This is a genomic window from Methylotenera sp., assembly GCF_029945535.1.
Classification (GTDB): Bacteria; Pseudomonadota; Gammaproteobacteria; order Burkholderiales; family Methylophilaceae; genus Methylotenera.
On record NZ_JAQSCU010000013.1, the window covers coordinates 19,201 to 40,338 of the forward strand.

Below are 21,138 nucleotides of genomic sequence, written 5' to 3' on the forward strand. Positions count from 1 at the left end.
ATCATGATTATCAATGTAGCAAGAAAAGAACTTAAAAGTATGTTTGCCTCGCCTATGGGCTGGGTAATTTTATCCTTACTGATGTTTTCATTCGGTACATACTACTTAAACGGCGTGAATGATTATTTTGCCGTGATGTCGGGTGCAATGCGCCCTGCAGAACGCACAGGCGTAACGCAGTTCGTCGGGCAAATGGTCTATGGCTTTGCGTCATTTATGGTGTTATTTGCTGTGCCCTTATTGTCTATGCGATTGATTTCTGAAGAGCGTCGCAGCCAAACGTTACCATTCTTATTCAGCGCGCCAATTTCACTCACAGAAATCGTAATGGGTAAATTTCTAGGTTTAGTAGCATTTTTAAGTATCTTGGTCGTATTTATTGCGTTAATGTTATCTACGCTTAATATTTGGGCTGACATTGATTTTGGCTTCATCATTGCCAACTCGATCGGTTTGTTGCTCATGATTGCTAGCTTTTCTGCACTAGGTTTGTATTTTTCAAGCATGACGCAGCAACCAGTGATTGCAGCAATCTTAACGTTTATCGCTTTATTCGCTTTAATGTTTTTGGATCGCTTTTTTGCAGGTGACCCAAGCAATATGCTAGCAAGCTTGTCGCTTACTCGACACTTTCAATCGTTCTCAGGTGGTTTAATTGACTCGGGTGATATTGCCTACTTCTTGTTATTTATCATCACATTTCTAACGTTAACTGTACGTCGTTTAGATGCCGACCGCTTACGCGGCTAATCGAACTTAGTTTCATATTAAACCCAGCAGAATATTAGGTCTTGTAAAATGAATATCAATCGTAAATTACGTTTTCAATTGTTAGTGCAAAACAGTTTTTTTGTCGTACTGTTTTTATTGCTGGTGATTCTGCTTGGCTATTTAGCGAGTCAATATCGTGTTGCAAAAGACATCACACAAGCTAACCGCAACATTCTTACGCAAGGCAGTGTTAACGTGCTTAAGCAGATGAACGCACCTATTAATATTACGGTGTTTGCGACTAAAGATGATGCATCAGGTGGCGACAACTTCCGTAAAGGAATGATTGATTTTGTAGCGCGCTATCAACGTGAAAAGAAAAACATCAACCTCACTTTTGTAAACCCGTCTATTGAGCCAAAGCTGGCACAAGATGCTGGTGTTAAAGAGGATGGCGAAGTGATTGTTGAGTACAACAAACGCACCGAACATATTATTCCGCCAATTGCTGAACAAGAAATGACCAACTTATTGGTGCGATTGTCACGTACTAACCAGCAAGCTGTGATGTATTTGGATGGTCATGGCGAGCGTAATTTATTAGGCGTAAAGAACTTTGATTTGGGCGAGTTCGGTAAACAATTAGAGAAAAAAGGCTTTAAATTTGCCAATCCAGATTTAACCATCGCGCAAAGCGTACCAAGTAATGGTTCGATGCTTGTGATTGCTAGTCCTCAAGTGGACGTCAGTGAAGTTGAAGCGAAGAAAATCAAAGCTTATCTTGAGGCGGGCGGTAATTTATTTTGGTTGCTAGATGACGACAATTATCGCGGCATGAAAGAAGTCGCAGATTATCTAGGCTTGCATGTTTCGCCTGGTATCGCGTTAGATATGGCTTCAGCACAGTATGGCGCTGATGCGCGCGTTTCATTTGCGAGTTTGTATGGTGAGCATGCAATTACTACTAACTTTATGTTACGCACTTTGTTCCCAGAGGCGCATGAAGTCAGCGCGCAAGGTACAGATGAAAATGGCTGGAAAGTCAGTAATCTAGTTGAAGTTGCACCAAATGGTTGGTTAGCATCAGAAAAATTAGCTAAAGATGCTAAACCTACATTTAACGAGAAAAAAGACAAACGTGGCCCAATCAACATCGGCGTAGCTTTAGAGCGTACCTATGGCAAAAAAGGTCAGCGCGTAGTTGTGATGGGTAACGGTAACTTCTTATCTAATACCTTTATTACTAATGGCGGAAACCTAGACTTAGGCGTCAATATGGTGAACTGGCTTGCGGGCGACGATAAGCTCATTACCATACAGCCAATGCCACTTAAAGATATTAATGTGACTATTCCAGATACTGATACAGGCCGCATGGTTGCTTGGACTGTGTTCCATGGCTTTCAATACTTCATCCCGTTTGGCATGATGATTGCGGGCTTCTATTTCTGGTGGAAACGCAGAAAAGCTTAAGCTAGTAAGTATTTAAGTAAGTGAGTTTTAAGTTTAAATTGAGATAAATTAAGGTATACATGAAAAAACGCTGGTTACTTAATTTGGTGATGTTGTGTGTAGTGGCAAGTTTGGTGGCATTTTTATATTTGCGTCCTAAACAAACTGCAGAACAAGAAGCCAGCTATGATATCTCTGCATATAAGCTAGCTGAATTCAATGCAATTAGTGTGGAGTTCCCAGCTAAAGCGGCAGTTAAGTTGGACAAAGTGAGCGGTTTCTGGCGTTTGAGTGCGCCGATTAACATGCGCGCGGACCAAGCTTCAGTGCAACGTATTTTGTCTATTATTGCAGCAAGATCAAAAGATAAAATTACCAATCCTGATTTAGAAAAATTCGGTTTAAACAACCCTGCGCTTAAATTGAAGCTTATTAGAGACAAAAACAGCCAAGATAAAAACAGTGTAGAAGAATTCACATTCGGCACACACAACCCTGTGACTGATGAGCAATATGTTGCTCACAGAAATGCAGTGTATTTGGTGTCTAACAACTATGCTGAAGCGGCTTCTACACAGGTTATTGAGTTGATTGATAAGTCACCACTAAAACCAACTGAGAAAATAGCCGGTTTTGATTTTAGTCACTTAGAGCAATGGTCAGACACAAGGTTGAATGTTGATTTAGCTGATGGAAAATGGAACGTTTCAATCGCAGCAGCCAAGCCACAACAGAACGAAATGAACGAGTGGTTAGATTTTTCATGGGTGCATAATCCAGCGAAATCTGTAGAAATGTATACGCCAGATCGTAAAATCACTTACCCATATGTAATGATTAAATTAGCGGACGGCAGCAAAGTGCGTTTTGATAAGATTCAGGAGTCACCTGATTTACTGTTAGCCCGTCCAGACGAAGGTTTGATCTACAACTTCCCGGCGGATGCTGGTTTCACGATGTTGAATCCACCAATTAACATTCCTAGCAAGTAATTCCATTTCTTTATCAACACTGTCGTTGTTGCCTTCACCTTGCCGTGCTATAGCACTGTCTTCGGCTTGTCGCCTAGACATTATTAATAAAGAAATGGAGTAAAGTTTATGCCAGAACTCCCAGAGGTAGAAACCACCCGCCGTGGGCTTTTGCCTCTTGTCGGCAAGGTGGTTAAATCGGTTACCATTCGCCATCCTACGCTGCGCTGGCCTATCCCTCAGACTCTGCTTCAAACATTACCCAATCAAACACTACGCGGCCTTACACGTCGCGCAAAGTACATTTTGTGTGAGTACGACACTGGTGTTTTGTTGTTGCACCTAGGCATGTCTGGACGTGTTCAATTGCTGGATACAAATTATCCACCAGAAAAGCATGACCATTTCGATATTGAGTTTACTGATGGTCAAGTATTGCGGCTGCGCGACCCACGTCGCTTTGGCGCAGTATTGTGGATAGATAACAAAGATAATCACCATGTGCTGTTGAATAGCCTAGGTCCAGAGCCGCTAGAAGAGGGCTTCAACGCTAAATATCTGCACACTGCATTAAGTAATAAAACGCTAGCTATCAAAAATGCCATTATGGATGGCCATATCGTGGTGGGTGTAGGTAATATCTATGCCTCTGAGTCGCTATTTCGAGCACGCATTCATCCAGAAACATCAGCTAGCAAACTGACTTTAAGGCAGTGTGAGAGGTTAGTGGTGGAAATCAAAAGTACTTTAAATGATGCCTTGTCTGCGGGCGGTAGCAGTCTGCGAGATTTTTTTGGCGTTGACGGCAATATTGGCTATTTTCAGCAAGAGTACTTTGTCTATGCGCGCACTGATGAACCATGCAAAGTCTGCACAAAGCCGATTAAATGTATACGCTTAGGTCAACGCTCTACATTTTATTGCGAGAAGTGTCAGAAGCGATAGATTAAGTTTATTTCTGAGTTCTAGAATTAAGCTTTAAATCTATAAGCACCAAAATATCAATAATCCCGCCACTTGAAGCAATACGAGCAGGCTTACAGCTAGGGTTAATCTTTTTTGCCAACGCGCCTGATTTTCTTGAGTTTTAATTAATGCATCAATGGCCTGTCTGATAGGCGCATCTTGTTCGGCACGCGTTTGCTGTGTTAAAAACTGATGTACTAAGCGCGGCATTTGCGGCAGATTTTTTGCAACATAAGGCAGCTCTTTTTTCATTGTTTTTACAATGCTGCGCCAACCTATTTGTTCGCTCATCCAACGTTTTAAAAATGGTTTAGCTGTTTGCCACAAGTCTATATCAGGATCTAAATCACGGCCTAAGCCCTCAATATTCAGTAAGGTTTTTTGCAACATGACAAGCTGTGGCTGAATAATCACACCGAACTTACGCGACATTTGAAATAAGCTTAATAACGTGCGCCCAAATGAAATATCTTTAAGTGGCTTGTCGAATATTGGCTCACATATTGCACGTACAGCGGTTTCTAGTGCTTCAACATTGGTATTTTTTGGTACCCAACCAGATTCAATATGCGCAACTGCTACGTCACGATAATCGCCATTGAAAAAGGCTAGAAAATTGCGCGCGAGATAGTATTTATCATTATCTGTCAGCGTGCCCATAATACCGAAATCGAGCGCGATATAACGCCCATCATCGGCTACTTGAATATTGCCAGGGTGCATGTCGGCATGAAAGAAACCATCGCGAAATACTTGTGTGAAAAATATTTCTACGCCATCGTGCGCAAGCTTAGGGATGTCTATGCCTTTGGCGCGCAGCACGTCAACTTTGCTAATGGGCGTACCCACCATACGCTGCATTACCATCACTTGCTGGCGGCACCAGTCCCAATGCACATGTGGAACTAATAAGCGCTTATCTGGGAAGTTGCTGGACAGTCGCGTACAGTTGGCGGCTTCTAGCGTTAAATCTAACTCGCTATGGGTATGTTCTGCAAACTCTGCAACGACTTCACGTGGTTTTAAGCGTTTAACCTCGGCGGATATACCTTGCAATAACCATGCGGCGGTATCTAAAAGTTCTAAATCATGATTAATAACTTTTGCAATGCCGGGGCGCAATACCTTTACGGCAACTGGCGTGCCATCGAGTAAGTAAGCAAAATGCACTTGTGCGACAGATGCGCTGGCAATCGCTTTCTCTTCAAAGCTTGAAAACACTTGATTAAGCGGTAAGTTAAACGCTTCATGTATAACTGACTCGATTTCAGTAAACGCAACGGGAGGTACTTGGTCTTGTAGTTTGGCAAGTTCATCAGCAATATCTAGCGGAATTAAGTCGCGCCGAGTGGATAGCATCTGCCCGAATTTGACAAAAATTGGACCTAATGCCTCGAGCGCTAACCTTAGACGTTCGCCGCGAGGTTTGCTTTTGTCACGCCAAAATAGTAAAACATTGATGATGCTCTGAAGTGGTTTTAATTTGGTATGGCTTAAAATGAATTCATCTAGGCCAAAACGTAGTGCAATATAAATAATATAAAAGAGCCGAAAAATGCGCATATGTTTAGTCGTTGCTATCTACAGCATTGCTGTTTTTGTTTAATTTTCTAATAGACCGTTGTCTAAGTTGGCTTTGATATTCTTAGCCAGCTTGGCTAGCTTTTTTTCAAAGCGCGCTACATCTGCACCTAAGGTATCAACTTCCGCATTGAATTGCTCAACATGACGCTTTTTGGCTATAAGTGGCATTTCTTCTTGCCAATACTCGCTCAACATTTCTGCCAGATTGACGCTAGTTTCTTTCAATTTATTTGCTGCATCACGTGTAAATGTACCGATTTTATTTGCAGGAATATCGCCAATCAAATTGCTTAAATCATCCTCGTAATCCCAACGCATATTCGAGAATACTTTGGCTAACTCTGCGGCTAGATGCGTATCACCTTCAATATTAATTTGCCTTTTTGCGGCTTCGTCTTTAGCGAGCAGGCGTAACAGTAAGCTCGGCGGAATCGTTACCACGGCATCGGGAATGTTAGTTTCACCCGCCATGGCTAAATTGCCACTCTCTAATATCACTAAACTAGCTGAGATAAAGCTCACATTAATCTGTATAGATTTACCTGCAAATGGCTTTAGCAGATTACTTGCCCAACTATTTTGCGAGATTAGATGTTGCAATAAACGCGTTGACAGTGCTTTGAGCATATTAAGTTTTATAACCTTTATGCAAAGCAACTACCCCTGCGGCAAGATTGTAGTAATCGACTTTGCTCAAGCCTGCATCAGTCATCATTTGCTTGAGCGTTTCTTGGTCTGGATGCATGCGGATAGATTCAGCCAAATATTGATAACTCTCTGCATCTTTAGCGAGAATTTTGCCCATAAAGGGTAATAGCTTGAATGAATATACATCGTATATTTTAGAAAGCGGCTGCCACACTTTTGAAAATTCAAGTACCAGCAATCTACCGCCCACTTTAAGCACGCGCTGCATTTCTGCTAAGGCTTTATCTTTGTGTGTCATGTTGCGCAAACCAAACGCGACTATTACGCAGTCAAAGTGGTTGTCGGGGAAGGGCAGTTTTTCTGCATCGCACTGTAACGCTGGCACGCTTAAACCGGCATCCAGCATGCGGTCACGTCCAACAGCCAACATGGAGGCGTTAATGTCGGTCAGTATGACTTGGCCGTCAGCACCAACTTTTTTTGCGAATAACTTGGATAAATCGCCGCTGCCACCCGCAATATCTAACACTTTATCACCTGCTTTTACACCACTTATTTCTATAGCAAAGCGCTTCCAACCTCTATGCAAGCCTGCTGACATGACATCGTTCATCAGGTCATATTTGCTCGCCACAGAATGAAAAACCTCACCTACTTTTTTTGCTTTTTCATTTTCAGCAACGGTTTTAAAGCCAAAGTGTGTGTTTTGATTGCCGTCTTGATTTATGTTGTGTTCAGTCGTCATTTAACGTTATCCGTATTAACTTTCTTTGCGTTTAATACCAGCAGCGCTTAATCTGCCTAAATATTCTAGCCAAAGCGCTTCATAGTCTCGGCCCAGGTCATATAAGTAGTCCCATGAATATAAACCTGTATTATGACCGTCAGAGAATGTAAGCTTGACCGCATAATTACCAACTGGTTCGATAGCTGTGATATTCACATCTTCTTTACCAACTTGTAATACTTCTTGCCCAGGACCATGTCCTTTTACCTCCGCCGAAGGAGAGTAAACACGTAGAAATTCGCAAGATAACTGGCATTCCATATTGTTATCAAACTTGATCTCTAACAGACGCGAAGCTTGGTGCAATCGAATGTCAATTGGACGAGGAGTGTTGTTGGTTAAGCCGCTCATGATGACTCTTTTAGGTAAAATAAGATGATAACAGAATGGCATGGCTTGATGATGATGCATCAGTGCGCCGTTCGTCATCAAATTTAGCCCGTCTATCTAAATTTTATTTTAAATGTAAATAATAGTTAATTGATTCGGTTGATTATTATATAAATAATGATAAAGTTCTATTAAGTAAAAATAGGTAAGGATTGACATGGCTCAAGAAAAATCTAATGGCAAGCTGGCGAATCAATTTGCAGCATATACCGAATGGCGCAAAGCCTTGGTTGATACTATATCTGATTATAGGAGTTGGCTGAATGAGCAAGAACTCAATGACGGTCAAGTTGATCAACGTATACAGCATCTGTTAGATAGACTTCGTGAAGATAAATTAAACGTTGCATTTGTAGCGGAATTTTCTCGTGGTAAATCTGAGCTTATTAATGCAATCTTCTTTGCAGGTTACGGTACAAGGTTATTGCCTTCAAGCGCAGGCCGCACAACCATGTGCCCGACAGAGTTGCTCTACGACAAAACTAAGCCAAGTTCAATTATGTTGTTGCCAATTGAAACGCGCTTATCTGATGCCACCACCACAGAATATAAACGTTATCCAGAAGAGTGGAAAACAGTCACCTTTGACATTGAGTCTAACGAAAGCATGGTCAGCGCTTTTAAAGAGGTGAGTAATACTAAAGCTGTGTCAGTCTTAGAAGCTGAAAAATATGGCTTGTTTGATCCAAACAGTGCAGATGACGCGCTAAGCGTTAACAAGGACGGCACTATTGATGTGCCAAGTTGGCGCTATGCGATGATTAACTTCCCGCATCCGCTACTTGAGCAAGGCTTGGTTATTTTAGATACACCAGGTTTGAATGCAATTGGTACCGAGCCTGAATTAACCTTGAATATGTTGCCAAATGCCCATGCTGTATTATTTATATTGGCTGCGGATACTGGTGTGACTAAATCGGAAATTGATGTGTGGCGCCAATACATTAGCGGCACACGCTGGAAGCAAAAGGGTCGTTTAGCTGTACTTAATAAAATTGATGGCCTCTGGGACGAGCTAAAAGACGAAGAAGAAATTCAAAAGGAACTGACTAAGCAAATCAAATCAAGTGCAGATTTATTGGGCTTAGAAACCAACCAAATATTCCCTATTTCTGCCCAAAAGGGTTTGTTAGCTAAGGTTAACAACGATCCAGAGTTACTCGAAAAGAGTCGTATTTTAGAGCTAGAGCGTGCTTTGTCTGACGAACTGATTCCATCTAAAAAAGAAATCGTTCGTGATAATACGCAAAACGAAATCGAAGATTTAATCGCCAATTCTCACTTGATTTTAGATGCGCGTATTTCAGGCATCAATGATCAGCTGCTTGAGTTGCGTGGCTTGCGTGGTAAGAATGAAGACGTTGTTGAACACATGATGAATAAGGTCAAGGTTGATAAAGAGAACTTCGAGAAAGGTCTACAGCGCTTTCAAGCCTTGCGTAGTATTTTCTCTCAACATACCAATCGCTTGTTCACACTTTTAGGCATGGAAGCGCTTAAAACGCATGTGCATTCGACACGTGAGACTATGCAGAGCGCAAGTTTCACTAAAACTATTCGTGATGCGATGGATAATTTTTTCAGTGAGTTGAAAACACGCTTGGTTTCATCTGATGCACAAATAGATGAAATTAAAAAAATGATGGATGTAATGTATGAGAAGTTCTCTAAAGAGCATGGTCTGCGCAAGTCCGATCCACCTGCTTTTTCAACATTACGCTATCAAAAAGAACTGGCTAAATTAGAACGTGCATATAAAGAGCAATTTAATACTGCATTTAATATGATTGCCAATGAGAAAATGACGCTTACCACTAAATTCTTTGAAACGCTGGCTAGTCGTGTGATTCATGTGTATGAAGTGGCAAATCGTGATATTGAAAATTGGCTAAAAGCAGTGATTTCGCCAATGGAGTCACAAGTGCGTGAGCATCAATTGCAATTGCGTCGTCGTTTAGAAAGTATTAAACGTATTTATAAAGCGACTGATACTTTGGAAGACCGTATTTTAGAGTTAGAAGCGATTGAGAAGAGTATACAAGCCCAGTTGGATGACCTGAAAGTATTGCGTATGCACATGAAAAATGCGCTAGCGTTTGAGCCAGTTGAAATTGAAATGGCTGCGTAATTTAACAGTGTTCGTTAATAGAAAATAAAAAAGGCTGCATTGCAGCCTTTTTTATTTAACTCTTACTAAAACCTAAATATTAACGACTAGCTAACATCAAAGTCTTCATTTTTTGCATAGCTTTTTGCTCGATTTGGCGAATACGCTCAGCAGAAACGCCGAACTCATCAGCTAGTTCATGTAAAGTTTTGCCGCCTTGATCTTGCAACCAGCGCGCTTCAACAACACGACGGCTTCTGTCATCTAAGTTCTGAAGCGCATTAGCTAAACCTGTGGTTTCAGCCATTTCAGTTTGCTTAGACTGCAAAGCTTCTAGTGGCTCTAAACCTTCGTCAGGTAAGTAAGCTATTGGGCTGTACTGCTCATCGCTATCATCGTCAATATTTGCTTCAAGCGAAATCTCATGTCCATTTAAGCGCGCTTCCATTTCCAGCACTTCTTCAGGCTTAACATTCAACTCTCTAGCAATATGCGCTACTTCAGCTGGTTGCAAACTATTTAAACCAGTTTTCATACTACGTAAATTAAAGAATAGTTTACGTTGTGCTTTGGTTGTCGCAATTTTTACCATACGCCAATTGCGCACAATATACTCGTGCATTTCAGCTTTAATCCAATGCATCGCAAAAGACACTAAGCGCACACCACGCTCTGGGTCAAAGCGTTTTACTGCCTTCATCAGACCGATATTACCTTCTTGAATTAAGTCTGATTGAGGCAGGCCGTAACCGTTGTAGCCACGCGCGATACTGGCGACTAAGCGCAGATGCGAGACAATTAACTGGCGCGCAGCTTCTAAATCATTGTCAGCTCTAAACTTCACGGCAAGTGAATACTCCTCTTCTGCGGACAGAACTGGATATGCCTTAATCACCCTAGAGTAATGCTCTAGGCTGTCAGATGCGGTTAATACTGGTAATGTTAATGCGTTACTCATTGAACTTATTTCCTCCAATAGCTAATATATTAGCACTCTTGCTATTAGAGTGCTAGTGGCTAAATGGTTCAAATAATAGGTAAAAATAGCTTAATTAATTTTAATTGAGGCTATAGAGCGAGAAACCGCGAGATATGATCCCAGCCAGCCAATGAAAATGGCGAAGCCGATGATGCCGACAAAAAGCTGACCGTTGAATAAAGGCAAGCTGAAGTCGCTGCTGTACAAGCTGGATAGTTGTTGCACCGATAGATTGAACACCTTAACCGCCAACACCAGCATGATGATTGCAAGCAGCCCGCCAAATAAGCCGTACAGAATGCCAGCATACAAAAATGGAATTCGAATAAAGCTATTAGTGGCTCCTATTAACTTACTCACAATGACTTCATCTTTTTGCGTGAGTATTTGCATGCGTATGGTGTTGCCTATAATAACTAGCAAAGCGACAGCAAGTAGGGCGGTTACAAATAATATGATTTTTTTGCCTAGTGCTAATAGCGCAGATAGGCGCTTTGCCCAGTCGGTATTCAACAGTACATGTTCAACACCAGGAATGCTTTGAAGCTCTTTTTTTAGTGCCTCTAGCGTCTCTGGCTCAGTAGATTTAGCTTGAATAAAGAATGCATCTGGTAGCGGGTTTTTTTCTAAATCGGCAATTTTACTGTCTGTTTCATTGTCAGCTTCGGCTTTACTCTTAAGTGCCTGCCATGCATTTTCTTTGGTGACTAAATGAAAGTTTTTAATAGAATCGTTTTTTGCTAAAACCTCGCCGATTTCAGTCACGGCATCTTTATCTGCATCAAGCTTTAGAAAAAGACTAATCTCTGTTTCATCTTGCATGTGATTGGTAAATTTTGATAAATGATCTACACCTAAATAAAACAGCCCAGGCACACACAGTGCAACGGCAATCACTAGACTGATCATAAATGTAGATAATGCATTATTTTGCATACGACCAAGCACCAGTTTAATGGTTTGTATGTGCTGGTTGAGCCAGTTATTCATGATGAACTCCATCAAGCCCAGATTGAGTATGCGTCAGTTGACCTTGATTAAGATGTAGCACACGGTTTTGAACAGCACTCATACCGAGTGCATCGTGCGTGGCTACGATTACCGTTACGCCAACTTGGTGGAATGCATGAAAAATTGCCATAATATCTGCCGCGTAACTGGCATCTAAATTGCCCGTTGGTTCATCTGCAATCAATATAGAAGGGCGACTTACCACTGCACGTGCAATGGCTAAACGCTGTTGTTCGCCACCGGATAGTGTTATCGGCATGGCTTTTTCTTTTTGCAGTAAACCAACTTTATCTAAAGCTGCGCGCACACGTTTTGCAGCTTCATTGCCAGTGATGCCGTTGATGTGCAACGGTAGAATCACATTTTCGAAGCAGTTGCGGTCATACAGCAACTTATGGTCTTGAAAAATCAAACCAAATTTGCGACGCATAAATGGGATGGCGGAAGGTTTAAGTTTGCTAATATTTTGGTTAGCAATCAGTACCGTGCCACTAGTCGGTTTTTCAGTCGCCGCAATCAGCTTGAGTAACGTGCTTTTACCTGCACCAGAATGTCCTGTCACAAATACCAGCTCACCAGCTTCAATGGTAAAGCTGGCGTTTTTTAAGGCTTCGTTGCTACTGGGGTAGCGCTTGGTGACTTGGTCAAATTTAATCATTGGACAGATTATATCGTTAAATGGTGAATGAAATTATTAATCAATCATTGCATCAATAAAATCAGCAGCAATAAACGGTCGTAAGTCATCTATGCTTTCGCCGATACCAATATAGCGGATTGGGATCGGGCGTGCTTCAGCAATCGCCGCAATGACGCCGCCTTTAGCGGTACCATCTAGCTTACTAAGAACCAAGCCTGTAACACCTAGTGCGTCGTCGAAGGTTTTTACTTGCGTCACGGCATTTTGGCCAGTGTTAGCGTCTAGCACTAACAACACTTCATGTGGCGCACCAGGCAATGCTTTATCCATTACGCGCTTCACTTTAGCAATTTCGTCCATTAGATGCATTTGTGTGGGCAAGCGACCTGCAGTGTCTGCCAGTACGATGTCGATATTTTTAGCTTTTGCAGAGTTAATGGCATCAAACATCACGGCAGCAGCATCACCACTGGTTTGCGAAACCACATGTACACCATTGCGCTCCCCCCAAATTTGCAATTGCTCGCGTGCTGCAGCTCTAAATGTATCACCTGCGGCAATAAGTACAGATTTGCCTTCTGCTTGAAATGCATGAGCAAGTTTGCCAATTGAGGTTGTTTTACCTGCGCCATTCACACCCGCTAGCATAATCACAAATGGCTTGTGACCGCTGGTATCGAGCGGCTTTTGTAGTGGTGTGAGTAAATCAGACATCGCTTCTTTTAGCGCAGCTTTGAGCTGAACTGTATCATCTAGACTTTGCACTTTTACGCGGTTTTTGATGTCGGCAAGCAGGTTTTTAGTAGCATTCACGCCTACATCTGAAGTAATTAAAATGGTTTCTAGTTCTTCATAAACTTCTGCGTCGATTTTTCCGCCACCAAACAAGCTAGCGAGTTGGTTACCAAGCTGTTTACGTGTTTTGCTGAGGCTTTGTTTTAGACGCTCACTCCAACTTTGTGTGGCTACTGGCGCCTCGGTGATTGCTGTATCTACTTGCTCAGTAGTGTCTTCGTGTTCAGGTTGGGCTGGTTTTTTTTTGAAAAAATCGAACATAGCTACTCAATAATTTGGCTGATTTGATAAGCGCTATTTTATCTTAATTTTCAGGTCATGCCGTGAAGTTACTTTTAATCCTTAGTTGAGAAGTGTTACTTATGGCGACTTTCAATCAGTTCGAAGACGCCCATGCCAACTAACATAGAAATTAGAAATACAATGCCTTTGATGCTACCCGTGCCGAATAACACAAATGCAGGTGCAGGGCAGATGCCAGCTAAACCCCAGCCAATGCCGAATATTAGCGCACCAAGCACTAAATTCTTATCAATTGCGCGCAAAGTAGGAATGTTCATAGGTAAGCCTAAAACGCTGCTTGTACGTTTACCTGCAATTTTAAACGCCATAAAGCCAACGGCTATTGCACCGCCCATCACGAGCGCTAAAGAAGGATCCCATAGTGCAGTAATATCTAAAAAGGCTAATACTTTGGCGGGGTTCGCCATACCCGCTAGCATAAGTCCAAAGCCAAATATAAGACCAGAAAGCAATGCGGTAATAACACTTAAACGACTTTTCATTTTTACAATCAACCCAGTAAGTGACGCGCAATAAATACAGTTAAGAAGCCTGTGCCCATAAAGGCGAGCGTGGCGATGATGGAGCGTGGCGATAAGCGAGAAATTCCACATACGCCATGGCCGCTGGTGCAGCCTGAGCCTAGACGTGCGCCAAAGCCAACAATTAACCCAGCAACGACAAGTAAGCCGTAATTTGCATCAATGGTGATTTCAGGTAATTTTCCGAATAGAAGCCAAATAATAGGCGCGATAATTAACCCAAAAGTAAAAGCAATGCGCCAAGCTACGTCACCTTTAGCAGGTTTAAATAGTCCGCCGATAATGCCAGTGATGCCAGCAATGCGGCCGTTTAATAATATTAAAAGTGCTACGGAAATGCCGATTAGCCCACCACCAGCTAGTGCAGACCAAGGCGTGAAGTGATTCCAGTAGATTGTCATAAGTGTTTATTAGCGTTAAATAATAAAGAAGCCGCACATATTATATGCGCGGCTTTGTTACTTGGGTTATTAGTTAAACTAAAGCTGCCAGCCGTAAGCAATGCCCAGTGAGTCTTGATACATTTTTAAGTTGGCTTCACCGCCGCCAAAGCCTTGGAGCGAGCCATTTCCATTGACCTTTTCTTCAAATGCGTGAATATATGAGAGTGAAACTTCAGATTTATTGGCAAGTACCCAAGTTGCACCTAGTGTTGCATGATCTTGAACCACTCCAGGAGCGAGTATTTTGAACAAAGTATCCGTTTGACGAATCGGTTGTGTTGAGTGATTGTAGCCTGCTCTAAGTGTGAGTGCATCGCTATAGGCATAGCTGGCGCCTAACTTTGTCGCTGTCACGTCACGCCATCCAAACCCCGCTCCATTATCAGAACCTAGGCCATTTCCGAGATTTGATAAAGAAGCATTAGCAATAGAATTAACATCACTGTAATTTATACGCTCTACATCCGCTGCTAGTGTGAGTTGTGGTGTCGCTTTGACTGCAATACCAATGCCATACGTCGAAGGGATGTCAAAATCACCTTGCTCGGCAAACAGGCCTTTGTATTTGTCAAACTTGCTCATGTAGGTACGGCTTTGGTAGCTTGCACCCAAGCTCACTACGTCATTGATTTGTCCAATCCAGCCTAAATGCAGACCTGCGCCGTAAGAGTTGTCGTGACCATTGTTAGTCAGATCACTGGGGGATGAGCTTGCTGGGGCAAAACCTTGCAGCCCCTTCGCTTCAAACCGTTGATAAGCTAAGTTTAGAGAGGCGCCTATGGTTTGAGTTGGGGTAAGTTTCCAAGTGACGGTAGGCGCAACGAATACCTGTATCAAATCAACACCTGCACTCCCTGTACTGCCGAATAAAGGAATGCCATTTTTATAATCGGTATTCATCCCACCGTTACCATAAACACTCACGCCTAACGTTAAGTTGGGGTTAATTTGACGATTGTAACCAAACTCTGGAATGATAAAGTTTTCAGTATCGTTAGCGTCATAGGTGTTATTGATATTTGGTATAGGCGCGCCGTTACCAGTGATCTGACTTTCACGTTGCGGCCTGAACCAAGTCACACCGAAATCAACACGGTCACCAATTAAACCCATACCGGCTGGGTTTGCTGCTGCAGCAAGTGCATCTTGTGGTAATGCAATGCCCACGCCACCCATCCCTTGAGATTTAACGCCATAACCATGTGCAAAGTAGCCATCGGTGGCTTTGGCCTCGGCAGATGCTGCAATAATAATGAGAGGTAGGAGTTTTAGTGTAAGTTTCATTGCTTGCCTTTGTTGCGGTGATTAATTGTATGTCGCTAACTTTAGTCACTAATTTAAATAAGATAAAATACTTTATTAGGATATGCATATAATTATTTAGAATAATATAAATTGCGTTTTAGCTTGGTATTTTTCTGTGATGAACTAACGCGTAACTATTCATGTCACACAGCTGGTTTAGAATGATGGAGACTTTAAAACCTTAGCCAAGCTATAATCAGACAAGATTTATTTAGAAGATAGTCATTAACAAGAATTTGGAGAAGTACAAGGTGCGTATCAAAAGCTTATTGATTTTAATATTAGCAATGCCAATTACCGTTTTTGCAGAAAGTTCAATACAGGAGTTCAAACTTGATAATGGTTTAAAACTTGTGGTGCAAGAAGATCATCGTTCGCCGGTAGTGGTTTCGCAGGTATGGTATCGCGCCGGTAGCATGGATGAAGTGAATGGTAAAACTGGCGTAGCGCACGTGCTAGAACATATGATGTTTAAAGGCACTAAAAAAGTGAAAGCAGGTCAGTTCTCACGCTTAATCGCAGCAGCAGGCGGTAAGGAGAATGCCTTTACTGGTGCTGATTACACTTGTTACTTTCAGCAACTTGAAAAGTCACAATTACCACTATCTTTTGAGTTAGAAGCTGACCGCATGGCGAATCTACAACTGACTAAAGAAGAGTTTGATAAAGAAATTAAAGTGGTGATGGAAGAGCGTCGTTGGCGCACCGATGATAAGCCGCAAGCCATGGTGAATGAGGCTTTTCAAGGTACGGTTTATCGCGCCCACCCATACGCACGACCTGTTGTAGGTTTTATGAACGATCTGGAAAATATGACTTATGAAGACGCGCGTGAGTGGTATCACAACTGGTATGCGCCTAATAATGCCACGCTAGTCGTTGTGGGGGATGTAAAAGCAGGTGATGTTTACAAGCTTGCCCAACAATATTTTGGCAAACTAACGCCAAAAGTATTGCCTGCTCGCAAGCCACAAGTAGAGCCGCCACAAATTGGCGAGCGCCGCATTATAGTTAAAGCACCCGCTAAACAGCCTTATATTCTCATGGGTTACCATGTACCTGCATTGAATAACCCAGAGTCAGACTGGGAGCCGTATGCACTAGAGGTGTTAGCAGGCGTGTTAAGTGGAAATCCCGCTGCGCGACTTAATCAAAGCTTGGTGCGAGATACGCAGTTGGCTGTTGATGTGAGTGCAGGTTATGACCTTTTGGAACGCGGACGTTTGAGCTTGTTTGAGTTAGACGGCACGCCAAGCGAAGGCAAAACCGTGAATGAAGTAGAAGCGGCTTTGTTGCAACAAATAGAAAAAATCAAAACATCTGGTGTGACCACTGAAGAGCTTGATCGCGTTAAAGCGGGCGTAATTGCCTCAGACGTTTATCAGCGCGACTCTATGTTTTACCAAGCCATGCAGATAGGTACGGTGGAAACGATAGGGTTCTCTTGGAGAATTTTAGATGGTTACCAAGCAAAATTGCGCGCGGTGACGTCAGAACAAGTGCAAGCAGTCGCTAAGAAATATCTAGTTAAAGATAATTTAACCATTGCGACTTTAGATCCGCAGCCGATAGATCCGAATGCGAAGCCGCAAGGCAAGCCCCATGTACATTGAGCGTCAATTGAAAATAGCGTCGCAATACGTTGTTGCACAACACCTCGTGTATAAAACATACACGTCGGCATTGAGCGCCTAGTCTTGCTTAGCCATTTTCAATTGACTGAGTTAAGTTAATTTTAAAGTTCGTCATTTCCGCGTAGGTGAGAATCCAGTTAAGGTAATAAAATGAAAATAATTCAAATTTTAACAATTGTAGTGAGTAGCTTAGTTGCGCTTAACAGTAACGCTGCAGTCAAAATCCAGCAATGGCAAACCAGCACAGGTACTGAGGTTTATTTTGTAGAAAATCATGATCTGCCGATTGTCGATTTAAGCGTCAATTTTGCTGCAGGTAGCGCGCATGATACCGCTGAGAAATCAGGCGTAGCTGGTATTACCAAATACATGATGACATTGGGTGCGGATGGCATGACTGATGAAGTCATCGCCAATAAAATGGCGGATATTGGTGCTATTTTGAGTGGGGATTTTGATGCTGATCGCTCAGGGTTTAAATTACGTACTTTAAGCAGCACACGTGAACAAACGCTTGCGCTAGAGGTATTTACAAAAGTTCTACAAAAACCAGACTTTCCAGAAGTGGTGTTAGCGCGTGAAAAAGCACGGATTATTTCTGGCTTGCAAGAAGCTGAAACGCAACCAGAAAGTATTTCAAACAAGGCTTTTATGAAAGCGCTGTATGGCTCGCACCCGTATAGCTTGGATGAAAGTGGTGAGGTAGATACCGTTGCTAAAATTAAGCGTGAAGATTTACAGAATTTCTACAGCCAATATTACGGTGCAAAGGGCGCAGTGATTGCCATGATTGGCGATTTAACACGCGAACAAGCAAATAAGATTGCTGAGAATATATCGAGCGGACTACCAAAATCAGTCGTGATTGCGCCGATTCCACCTGTAGCATATCCGACTAAAGCAGTAGAGCAGCGCATTGTGCATCCTGCATCACAATCCCATATTCTATTAGGTTACCCTGGCATTAAACGTGGTGACCCAGATTTACTTCCCTTATATGTTGGTAACTACATTTTAGGTGGAGGTGGCTTTGTGTCGCGTTTAACTGAAGAAGTCCGTGAAAAACGTGGTTTGGTATACAGCGTCTACAGTTACTTTATGCCGATGGCAGAATTAGGCCCATTCCAAATTGGCTTACAGACCAAAAAAGACCAAGCAGATGATGCTTTGAAGTTAGTGCGTGAAACTTTAGATAAATTTCTCAAAGATGGCGTTACAGAGTCTGAGTTAAAAGCCGCAAAGGCCAATATTATTGGTGGCTTTCCTATGCGCATTGATAGCAATGGCAAGATTTTGGACTATTTAGCTGTGATTGGTTTTTACAAATTGCCGCTTAGCTATCTAGATGACTACAACGCAAAAGTAGCCAGCGTCACTACCGCGCAAATTAAAGAAGCATTTAATCGCAGACTTAAAGCTGAGAATTTTGTAACAATTATTGTCGGTGATGCTGCAAAGTAGGGTTTTGAAGTAGCTTCATAAATTTGCCAAGGTCTTTAGTAGTAAAATGCTGGTTTTATATCTAGCAAAACCAGCATACCCAGATGGCAACACAAAAACTAAATACCGTGCGCATTAATGCGGGCGAGTGGCGAAGCCGCTTAATCAAGTTCCCTGATGCGACAGGCTTGCGCCCTACACCAGAGCGCGTGCGGCAAACGGTATTTAATTGGCTTGGGCAGGAGTTAACAGGTCAAAACTGTTTGGACTTATTTGCAGGTACTGGCGTGATGGGTTTTGAAGCACTATCTCGCGGTGCAAGCTCTGTCACCTTAGTAGAGAAGTCCACTCCCTCCTATAAAGCCATGCTTGAGAATAAGCAGCTATTAAAAGCCGAACAAGCGCAGGTTTTGCATCAAGATGCCATGCTTTTTCTGAATGCTAATCAACAAAAATTCAACCTGATTTTCTTAGACCCACCTTACAATCAGCAATGGCTCCCAAAAGTATTGCCTTTGCTCTTGCAGCATTTAAAGCCTGATGGGTTTGTGTACGCAGAAGCGGAATATGCATTAGATGAGAATGCCGAGTTTGCAGCAGGCTGGCAAGTCGTCAAGCAAAGCAAAGCGGGTAATGTGTTTTATCATCTGTTAAAATTAACCCATACTAACGACTAAGTGACGAATATGAGTAAAAATCGTATCGCAGTTTACCCTGGTACTTTTGACCCAATTACCTTGGGGCACGAGGATATTGTGCGTCGTGCGGCGGATTTGTTTGATGAAGTGATTGTGGCTGTTGCTGGCAGCACAAACAAAAAAACGCTATTTAGCTTAGAAGAGCGCGTAGTGTTGGCTAAAAGTGTCTTTGAACATGCCGATAATATTAAAGTGGTCGGCTTTAGCGGCTTGCTGATGCAGTTTGTGCAAGACCAAGGCGCAAAAATGGTGATTCGAGGCTTGCGTGCAGCTTCCGATTTTGAATATGAGTTTCAGCTAGCAGGTATGAACCGTAAACTTTATCCGCAATTTGAAACCTTATTTTTGACGCCATCAGAACAATTCATGTTCATTTCTTCAAGTTTAGTGCGCGAAGTAGCCGTGCTGGGCGGCAATGTACATGCTTTCGTATCACCCATGGTGGAAGATGCGATTAATGAAAAATTAGGCAGCAAATAATGGCCTTAATGATTACCGATGATTGCATTAATTGCGACGTTTGCGAGCCAGAATGTCCTAATGGTGCTATTTATCAGGGTGAAGAGATTTATGAAATCGACCCCAATAAATGTACCGAGTGCGTAGGGCATTACGACAAACCGCAATGCCAAATCGTGTGCCCAATTGACTGCATTCCATTCAATCCTGACGTGGTTGAATCTAAAGACCAATTGATGCATAAATACTATCAACTTACCGCTGTTAAATAATAGTTACACAATAACGAAAAAGGAATTTATATGCGCATGCTACACACCATGCTCCGTGTTGGTAATCTGGAGCGATCAATCAAGTTCTATACCGAAGTTTTAGGCATGAAAGTACTACGCCATAACGACTTTCCAGATGGCAAGTTCACTTTGGCATTTGTAGGCTATGGCGCAGAAAGTGACCATACAGTGCTTGAGCTTACTTATAACTATGGCGTAGAAAGCTACGATATGGGCAAAGCTTATGGACATATCGCATTAGAAGTTGATGATGCGTATAAAGCTTGTGAGGCTGTACGAAATGCAGGTGGAAAAGTCGTGCGTGAAGCAGGACCAATGATGCACGGCACCACTGTAATTGCTTTTGTTGAGGACCCAGATGGCTATAAAGTTGAATTCATCCAAGCTGGAACTTATTAAGTTAAATTGTTTGTAAATTAGTCGCTTAAAACTCATGACTACTTCTTGGTTTTTATACCTGCTGGAATGCAATAACGGCGCTTATTACGCAGGTATTACCAATGATGTAGAAGCGCGCTTCGCCACTCATGTATCAGGCAAAGGCGCGCGTTATACTCGCGCGAACCCACCAATCAAAATTATCGCTTCAAAACCATATCCAGATAGATCTAGCGCCAGTGTGGCAGAGGCGCAATTGAAGAGTCTACCGAGAAATAAAAAGCTGCAATATTTTAATGAATAACACCGAGTTGAATATAGCGGAACTAAAATTAGCCGTGCAAGCTGCGCTCGATGGTGACTGGGACAATGCACATAATATCGCTCAAGACTATAAAAATACCACTGCCAATTGGCTGCATGCTGTACTGCATAAAATTGAAGGTGACGAGTGGAACAGCAAGTATTGGTATGCTAAAACAGCGGGTAAAAAGTTTGAAGATTTTACTGATATCACTAAAGAGTTGAACGCGATTCTGACAAGTTTAAGTTTATAAAAAAGCCCGCAGTTACGGGCTTTTTTTTGTAACTAACTAATCAAGATGCCTGGTAATCAATCCATT

At 42.3% G+C, this 21,138-nt stretch carries 24 protein-coding genes; 13 read left to right on the forward strand and 11 right to left on the reverse strand.

Translation table 11 applies throughout. The features are described from left to right. The first annotated feature begins 3 nt into the window (after positions 1 to 3). The 4 genes from PSU72_RS07895 to mutM all read left to right on the forward strand — a co-directional run bounded on the left by PSU72_RS07895 (position 4) and on the right by mutM (position 4,079). Positions 4 to 750, forward strand: a complete 747-nt coding sequence (locus tag PSU72_RS07895) for an ABC transporter permease subunit (RefSeq protein ID WP_300431785.1) — start codon at positions 4 to 6, stop codon at positions 748 to 750. Between the two features lie 48 nt (positions 751 to 798). Beyond that, a complete protein-coding gene (locus tag PSU72_RS07900; RefSeq protein WP_300431786.1) occupies positions 799 to 2,184 on the forward strand; it encodes a DUF4350 domain-containing protein in 1,386 nt (461 codons plus the stop codon). A 59-nt stretch (positions 2,185 to 2,243) separates the two neighbouring features. Beyond that, complete coding sequence (locus PSU72_RS07905; protein ID WP_300431787.1) at positions 2,244 to 3,155, forward strand: DUF4340 domain-containing protein; 912 nt, start codon at positions 2,244 to 2,246, stop codon at positions 3,153 to 3,155. Between the two features lie 108 nt (positions 3,156 to 3,263). Further along, positions 3,264 to 4,079, forward strand: a complete 816-nt coding sequence (mutM, locus tag PSU72_RS07910; RefSeq protein ID WP_300431788.1) for a bifunctional DNA-formamidopyrimidine glycosylase/DNA-(apurinic or apyrimidinic site) lyase — start codon at positions 3,264 to 3,266, stop codon at positions 4,077 to 4,079. A 39-nt stretch (positions 4,080 to 4,118) separates the two neighbouring features. On the opposite strand, the gene ubiB is transcribed toward mutM, so the two are convergent. From ubiB to PSU72_RS07930, 4 genes are read right to left on the reverse strand one after another with little or no spacing between them, the layout of a single operon-like run. Beyond that, positions 4,119 to 5,663 (reverse strand): ubiquinone biosynthesis regulatory protein kinase UbiB, encoded by a 1,545-nt coding sequence (gene ubiB / locus PSU72_RS07915; RefSeq protein WP_300431789.1) that lies wholly within the window; start codon positions 5,661 to 5,663, stop codon positions 4,119 to 4,121. Positions 5,664 to 5,702: 39 nt separating this feature from the next. Continuing rightward, positions 5,703 to 6,311 carry an SCP2 sterol-binding domain-containing protein gene (locus tag PSU72_RS07920; protein WP_300431790.1) on the reverse strand — a complete coding sequence of 203 codons (609 nt, stop codon included), beginning with the start codon at positions 6,309 to 6,311 and terminating at the stop codon, positions 5,703 to 5,705. 1 nt (position 6,312) lies between these two features. Next, positions 6,313 to 7,077: a bifunctional demethylmenaquinone methyltransferase/2-methoxy-6-polyprenyl-1,4-benzoquinol methylase UbiE gene (gene ubiE / locus PSU72_RS07925; RefSeq protein ID WP_013148776.1), complete on the reverse strand. Its 765-nt coding sequence runs from the start codon at positions 7,075 to 7,077 to the stop codon at positions 6,313 to 6,315. Positions 7,078 to 7,092: 15 nt separating this feature from the next. Continuing rightward, positions 7,093 to 7,470 (reverse strand): DUF971 domain-containing protein, encoded by a 378-nt coding sequence (locus PSU72_RS07930; RefSeq protein ID WP_013148775.1) that lies wholly within the window; start codon positions 7,468 to 7,470, stop codon positions 7,093 to 7,095. A gap of 196 nt (positions 7,471 to 7,666) precedes the next feature. On the opposite strand from PSU72_RS07930, the gene PSU72_RS07935 reads away from it, so the two are divergent. Then, a complete protein-coding gene (locus PSU72_RS07935) occupies positions 7,667 to 9,637 on the forward strand; it encodes a dynamin family protein (RefSeq protein ID WP_300431791.1) in 1,971 nt (656 codons plus the stop codon). 79 nt (positions 9,638 to 9,716) lie between these two features. Here the strand turns inward: PSU72_RS07935 and rpoH are convergent, their stop codons facing one another. From rpoH to PSU72_RS07970, 7 genes are all read right to left on the reverse strand, one after another. Continuing rightward, on the reverse strand, positions 9,717 to 10,574 hold the full coding sequence (gene rpoH / locus PSU72_RS07940) for an RNA polymerase sigma factor RpoH (protein ID WP_300431792.1): 858 nt from the start codon (positions 10,572 to 10,574) through the stop codon (positions 9,717 to 9,719). A gap of 90 nt (positions 10,575 to 10,664) precedes the next feature. After that, the gene (ftsX, locus tag PSU72_RS07945) at positions 10,665 to 11,585 is read right to left on the reverse strand and encodes a permease-like cell division protein FtsX (RefSeq protein ID WP_300431793.1); all 921 of its coding nucleotides are present in this window, start codon (positions 11,583 to 11,585) and stop codon (positions 10,665 to 10,667) included. Beyond that, positions 11,578 to 12,264, reverse strand: coding sequence for a cell division ATP-binding protein FtsE (gene ftsE, locus PSU72_RS07950; protein ID WP_300431794.1), 687 nt, complete (start codon positions 12,262 to 12,264; stop codon positions 11,578 to 11,580). Before ftsE ends, ftsX begins: the two co-directional genes overlap by 8 nt. 36 nt (positions 12,265 to 12,300) lie before the next feature. Continuing rightward, on the reverse strand, positions 12,301 to 13,302 hold the full coding sequence (gene ftsY / locus PSU72_RS07955) for a signal recognition particle-docking protein FtsY (protein WP_300431795.1): 1,002 nt from the start codon (positions 13,300 to 13,302) through the stop codon (positions 12,301 to 12,303). Between the two features lie 95 nt (positions 13,303 to 13,397). Beyond that, a complete protein-coding gene (locus PSU72_RS07960) occupies positions 13,398 to 13,826 on the reverse strand; it encodes a DUF6691 family protein (protein WP_300431796.1) in 429 nt (142 codons plus the stop codon). A gap of 8 nt (positions 13,827 to 13,834) precedes the next feature. After that, the gene (locus PSU72_RS07965) at positions 13,835 to 14,266 is read right to left on the reverse strand and encodes a YeeE/YedE thiosulfate transporter family protein (RefSeq protein ID WP_300431797.1); all 432 of its coding nucleotides are present in this window, start codon (positions 14,264 to 14,266) and stop codon (positions 13,835 to 13,837) included. Positions 14,267 to 14,344: 78 nt separating this feature from the next. Then, positions 14,345 to 15,592, reverse strand: a complete 1,248-nt coding sequence (locus tag PSU72_RS07970) for an OmpP1/FadL family transporter (RefSeq protein WP_300431798.1) — start codon at positions 15,590 to 15,592, stop codon at positions 14,345 to 14,347. 308 nt (positions 15,593 to 15,900) lie between these two features. Here PSU72_RS07970 and PSU72_RS07975 point away from each other — a divergent pair, with 308 nt between their 5' ends. The 8 genes from PSU72_RS07975 to PSU72_RS08010 all read left to right on the forward strand — a co-directional run bounded on the left by PSU72_RS07975 (position 15,901) and on the right by PSU72_RS08010 (position 21,072). Then, complete coding sequence (locus tag PSU72_RS07975; protein WP_300432505.1) at positions 15,901 to 17,226, forward strand: pitrilysin family protein; 1,326 nt, start codon at positions 15,901 to 15,903, stop codon at positions 17,224 to 17,226. A 171-nt stretch (positions 17,227 to 17,397) separates the two neighbouring features. Continuing rightward, on the forward strand, positions 17,398 to 18,708 hold the full coding sequence (locus PSU72_RS07980; RefSeq protein WP_300431799.1) for a pitrilysin family protein: 1,311 nt from the start codon (positions 17,398 to 17,400) through the stop codon (positions 18,706 to 18,708). Between the two features lie 83 nt (positions 18,709 to 18,791). After that, positions 18,792 to 19,364, forward strand: a complete 573-nt coding sequence (gene rsmD / locus PSU72_RS07985; RefSeq protein ID WP_300431800.1) for a 16S rRNA (guanine(966)-N(2))-methyltransferase RsmD — start codon at positions 18,792 to 18,794, stop codon at positions 19,362 to 19,364. Between the two features lie 9 nt (positions 19,365 to 19,373). Next, complete coding sequence (gene coaD / locus PSU72_RS07990; protein ID WP_300431801.1) at positions 19,374 to 19,865, forward strand: pantetheine-phosphate adenylyltransferase; 492 nt, start codon at positions 19,374 to 19,376, stop codon at positions 19,863 to 19,865. Further along, a complete protein-coding gene (locus PSU72_RS07995) occupies positions 19,865 to 20,116 on the forward strand; it encodes a YfhL family 4Fe-4S dicluster ferredoxin (protein ID WP_300431802.1) in 252 nt (83 codons plus the stop codon). The genes coaD and PSU72_RS07995 overlap by 1 nt, the downstream gene beginning before the upstream one ends. A 30-nt stretch (positions 20,117 to 20,146) precedes the next feature. Further along, complete coding sequence (gene gloA, locus PSU72_RS08000) at positions 20,147 to 20,536, forward strand: lactoylglutathione lyase (RefSeq protein WP_013148721.1); 390 nt, start codon at positions 20,147 to 20,149, stop codon at positions 20,534 to 20,536. Between the two features lie 34 nt (positions 20,537 to 20,570). Further along, complete coding sequence (locus tag PSU72_RS08005) at positions 20,571 to 20,819, forward strand: GIY-YIG nuclease family protein (RefSeq protein WP_013148720.1); 249 nt, start codon at positions 20,571 to 20,573, stop codon at positions 20,817 to 20,819. Further along, positions 20,812 to 21,072 (forward strand): hypothetical protein, encoded by a 261-nt coding sequence (locus PSU72_RS08010; RefSeq protein ID WP_300431803.1) that lies wholly within the window; start codon positions 20,812 to 20,814, stop codon positions 21,070 to 21,072. Before PSU72_RS08005 ends, PSU72_RS08010 begins: the two co-directional genes overlap by 8 nt. The last annotated feature ends 66 nt before the right edge of the window (positions 21,073 to 21,138 follow it).

Bases quoted from the DNA above. Each gene is read 5' to 3' on its own strand.
- PSU72_RS08005 (WP_013148720.1), top strand. From the start codon at position 20,571: ATGACTACTTCTTGGTTTTTATACCTGCTGGAATGCAATAACGGCGCT.
- PSU72_RS07935 (WP_300431791.1), top strand. From the start codon at position 7,667: ATGGCTCAAGAAAAATCTAATGGCAAGCTGGCGAATCAATTTGCAGCA.
- PSU72_RS07960 (WP_300431796.1), bottom strand. From the start codon at position 13,826: ATGAAAAGTCGTTTAAGTGTTATTACCGCATTGCTTTCTGGTCTTATA.
- PSU72_RS08010 (WP_300431803.1), top strand. From the start codon at position 20,812: ATGAATAACACCGAGTTGAATATAGCGGAACTAAAATTAGCCGTGCAA.
- ftsY (WP_300431795.1), bottom strand. From the start codon at position 13,302: ATGTTCGATTTTTTCAAAAAAAAACCAGCCCAACCTGAACACGAAGAC.
- mutM (WP_300431788.1), top strand. From the start codon at position 3,264: ATGCCAGAACTCCCAGAGGTAGAAACCACCCGCCGTGGGCTTTTGCCT.
- rpoH (WP_300431792.1), bottom strand. From the start codon at position 10,574: ATGAGTAACGCATTAACATTACCAGTATTAACCGCATCTGACAGCCTA.
- PSU72_RS07970 (WP_300431798.1), bottom strand. From the start codon at position 15,592: ATGAAACTTACACTAAAACTCCTACCTCTCATTATTATTGCAGCATCT.
- ftsX (WP_300431793.1), bottom strand. From the start codon at position 11,585: ATGAATAACTGGCTCAACCAGCACATACAAACCATTAAACTGGTGCTT.
- PSU72_RS07905 (WP_300431787.1), top strand. From the start codon at position 2,244: ATGAAAAAACGCTGGTTACTTAATTTGGTGATGTTGTGTGTAGTGGCA.
- PSU72_RS07900 (WP_300431786.1), top strand. From the start codon at position 799: ATGAATATCAATCGTAAATTACGTTTTCAATTGTTAGTGCAAAACAGT.
- gloA (WP_013148721.1), top strand. From the start codon at position 20,147: ATGCGCATGCTACACACCATGCTCCGTGTTGGTAATCTGGAGCGATCA.
- PSU72_RS07920 (WP_300431790.1), bottom strand. From the start codon at position 6,311: ATGCTCAAAGCACTGTCAACGCGTTTATTGCAACATCTAATCTCGCAA.
- PSU72_RS07995 (WP_300431802.1), top strand. From the start codon at position 19,865: ATGGCCTTAATGATTACCGATGATTGCATTAATTGCGACGTTTGCGAG.
- coaD (WP_300431801.1), top strand. From the start codon at position 19,374: ATGAGTAAAAATCGTATCGCAGTTTACCCTGGTACTTTTGACCCAATT.
- ubiB (WP_300431789.1), bottom strand. From the start codon at position 5,663: ATGCGCATTTTTCGGCTCTTTTATATTATTTATATTGCACTACGTTTT.
- PSU72_RS07895 (WP_300431785.1), top strand. From the start codon at position 4: ATGATTATCAATGTAGCAAGAAAAGAACTTAAAAGTATGTTTGCCTCG.
- rsmD (WP_300431800.1), top strand. From the start codon at position 18,792: ATGGCAACACAAAAACTAAATACCGTGCGCATTAATGCGGGCGAGTGG.
- PSU72_RS07930 (WP_013148775.1), bottom strand. From the start codon at position 7,470: ATGAGCGGCTTAACCAACAACACTCCTCGTCCAATTGACATTCGATTG.
- PSU72_RS07965 (WP_300431797.1), bottom strand. From the start codon at position 14,266: ATGACAATCTACTGGAATCACTTCACGCCTTGGTCTGCACTAGCTGGT.
- PSU72_RS07980 (WP_300431799.1), top strand. From the start codon at position 17,398: ATGAAAATAATTCAAATTTTAACAATTGTAGTGAGTAGCTTAGTTGCG.
- PSU72_RS07975 (WP_300432505.1), top strand. From the start codon at position 15,901: ATGCCAATTACCGTTTTTGCAGAAAGTTCAATACAGGAGTTCAAACTT.
- ubiE (WP_013148776.1), bottom strand. From the start codon at position 7,077: ATGACGACTGAACACAACATAAATCAAGACGGCAATCAAAACACACAC.
- ftsE (WP_300431794.1), bottom strand. From the start codon at position 12,264: ATGATTAAATTTGACCAAGTCACCAAGCGCTACCCCAGTAGCAACGAA.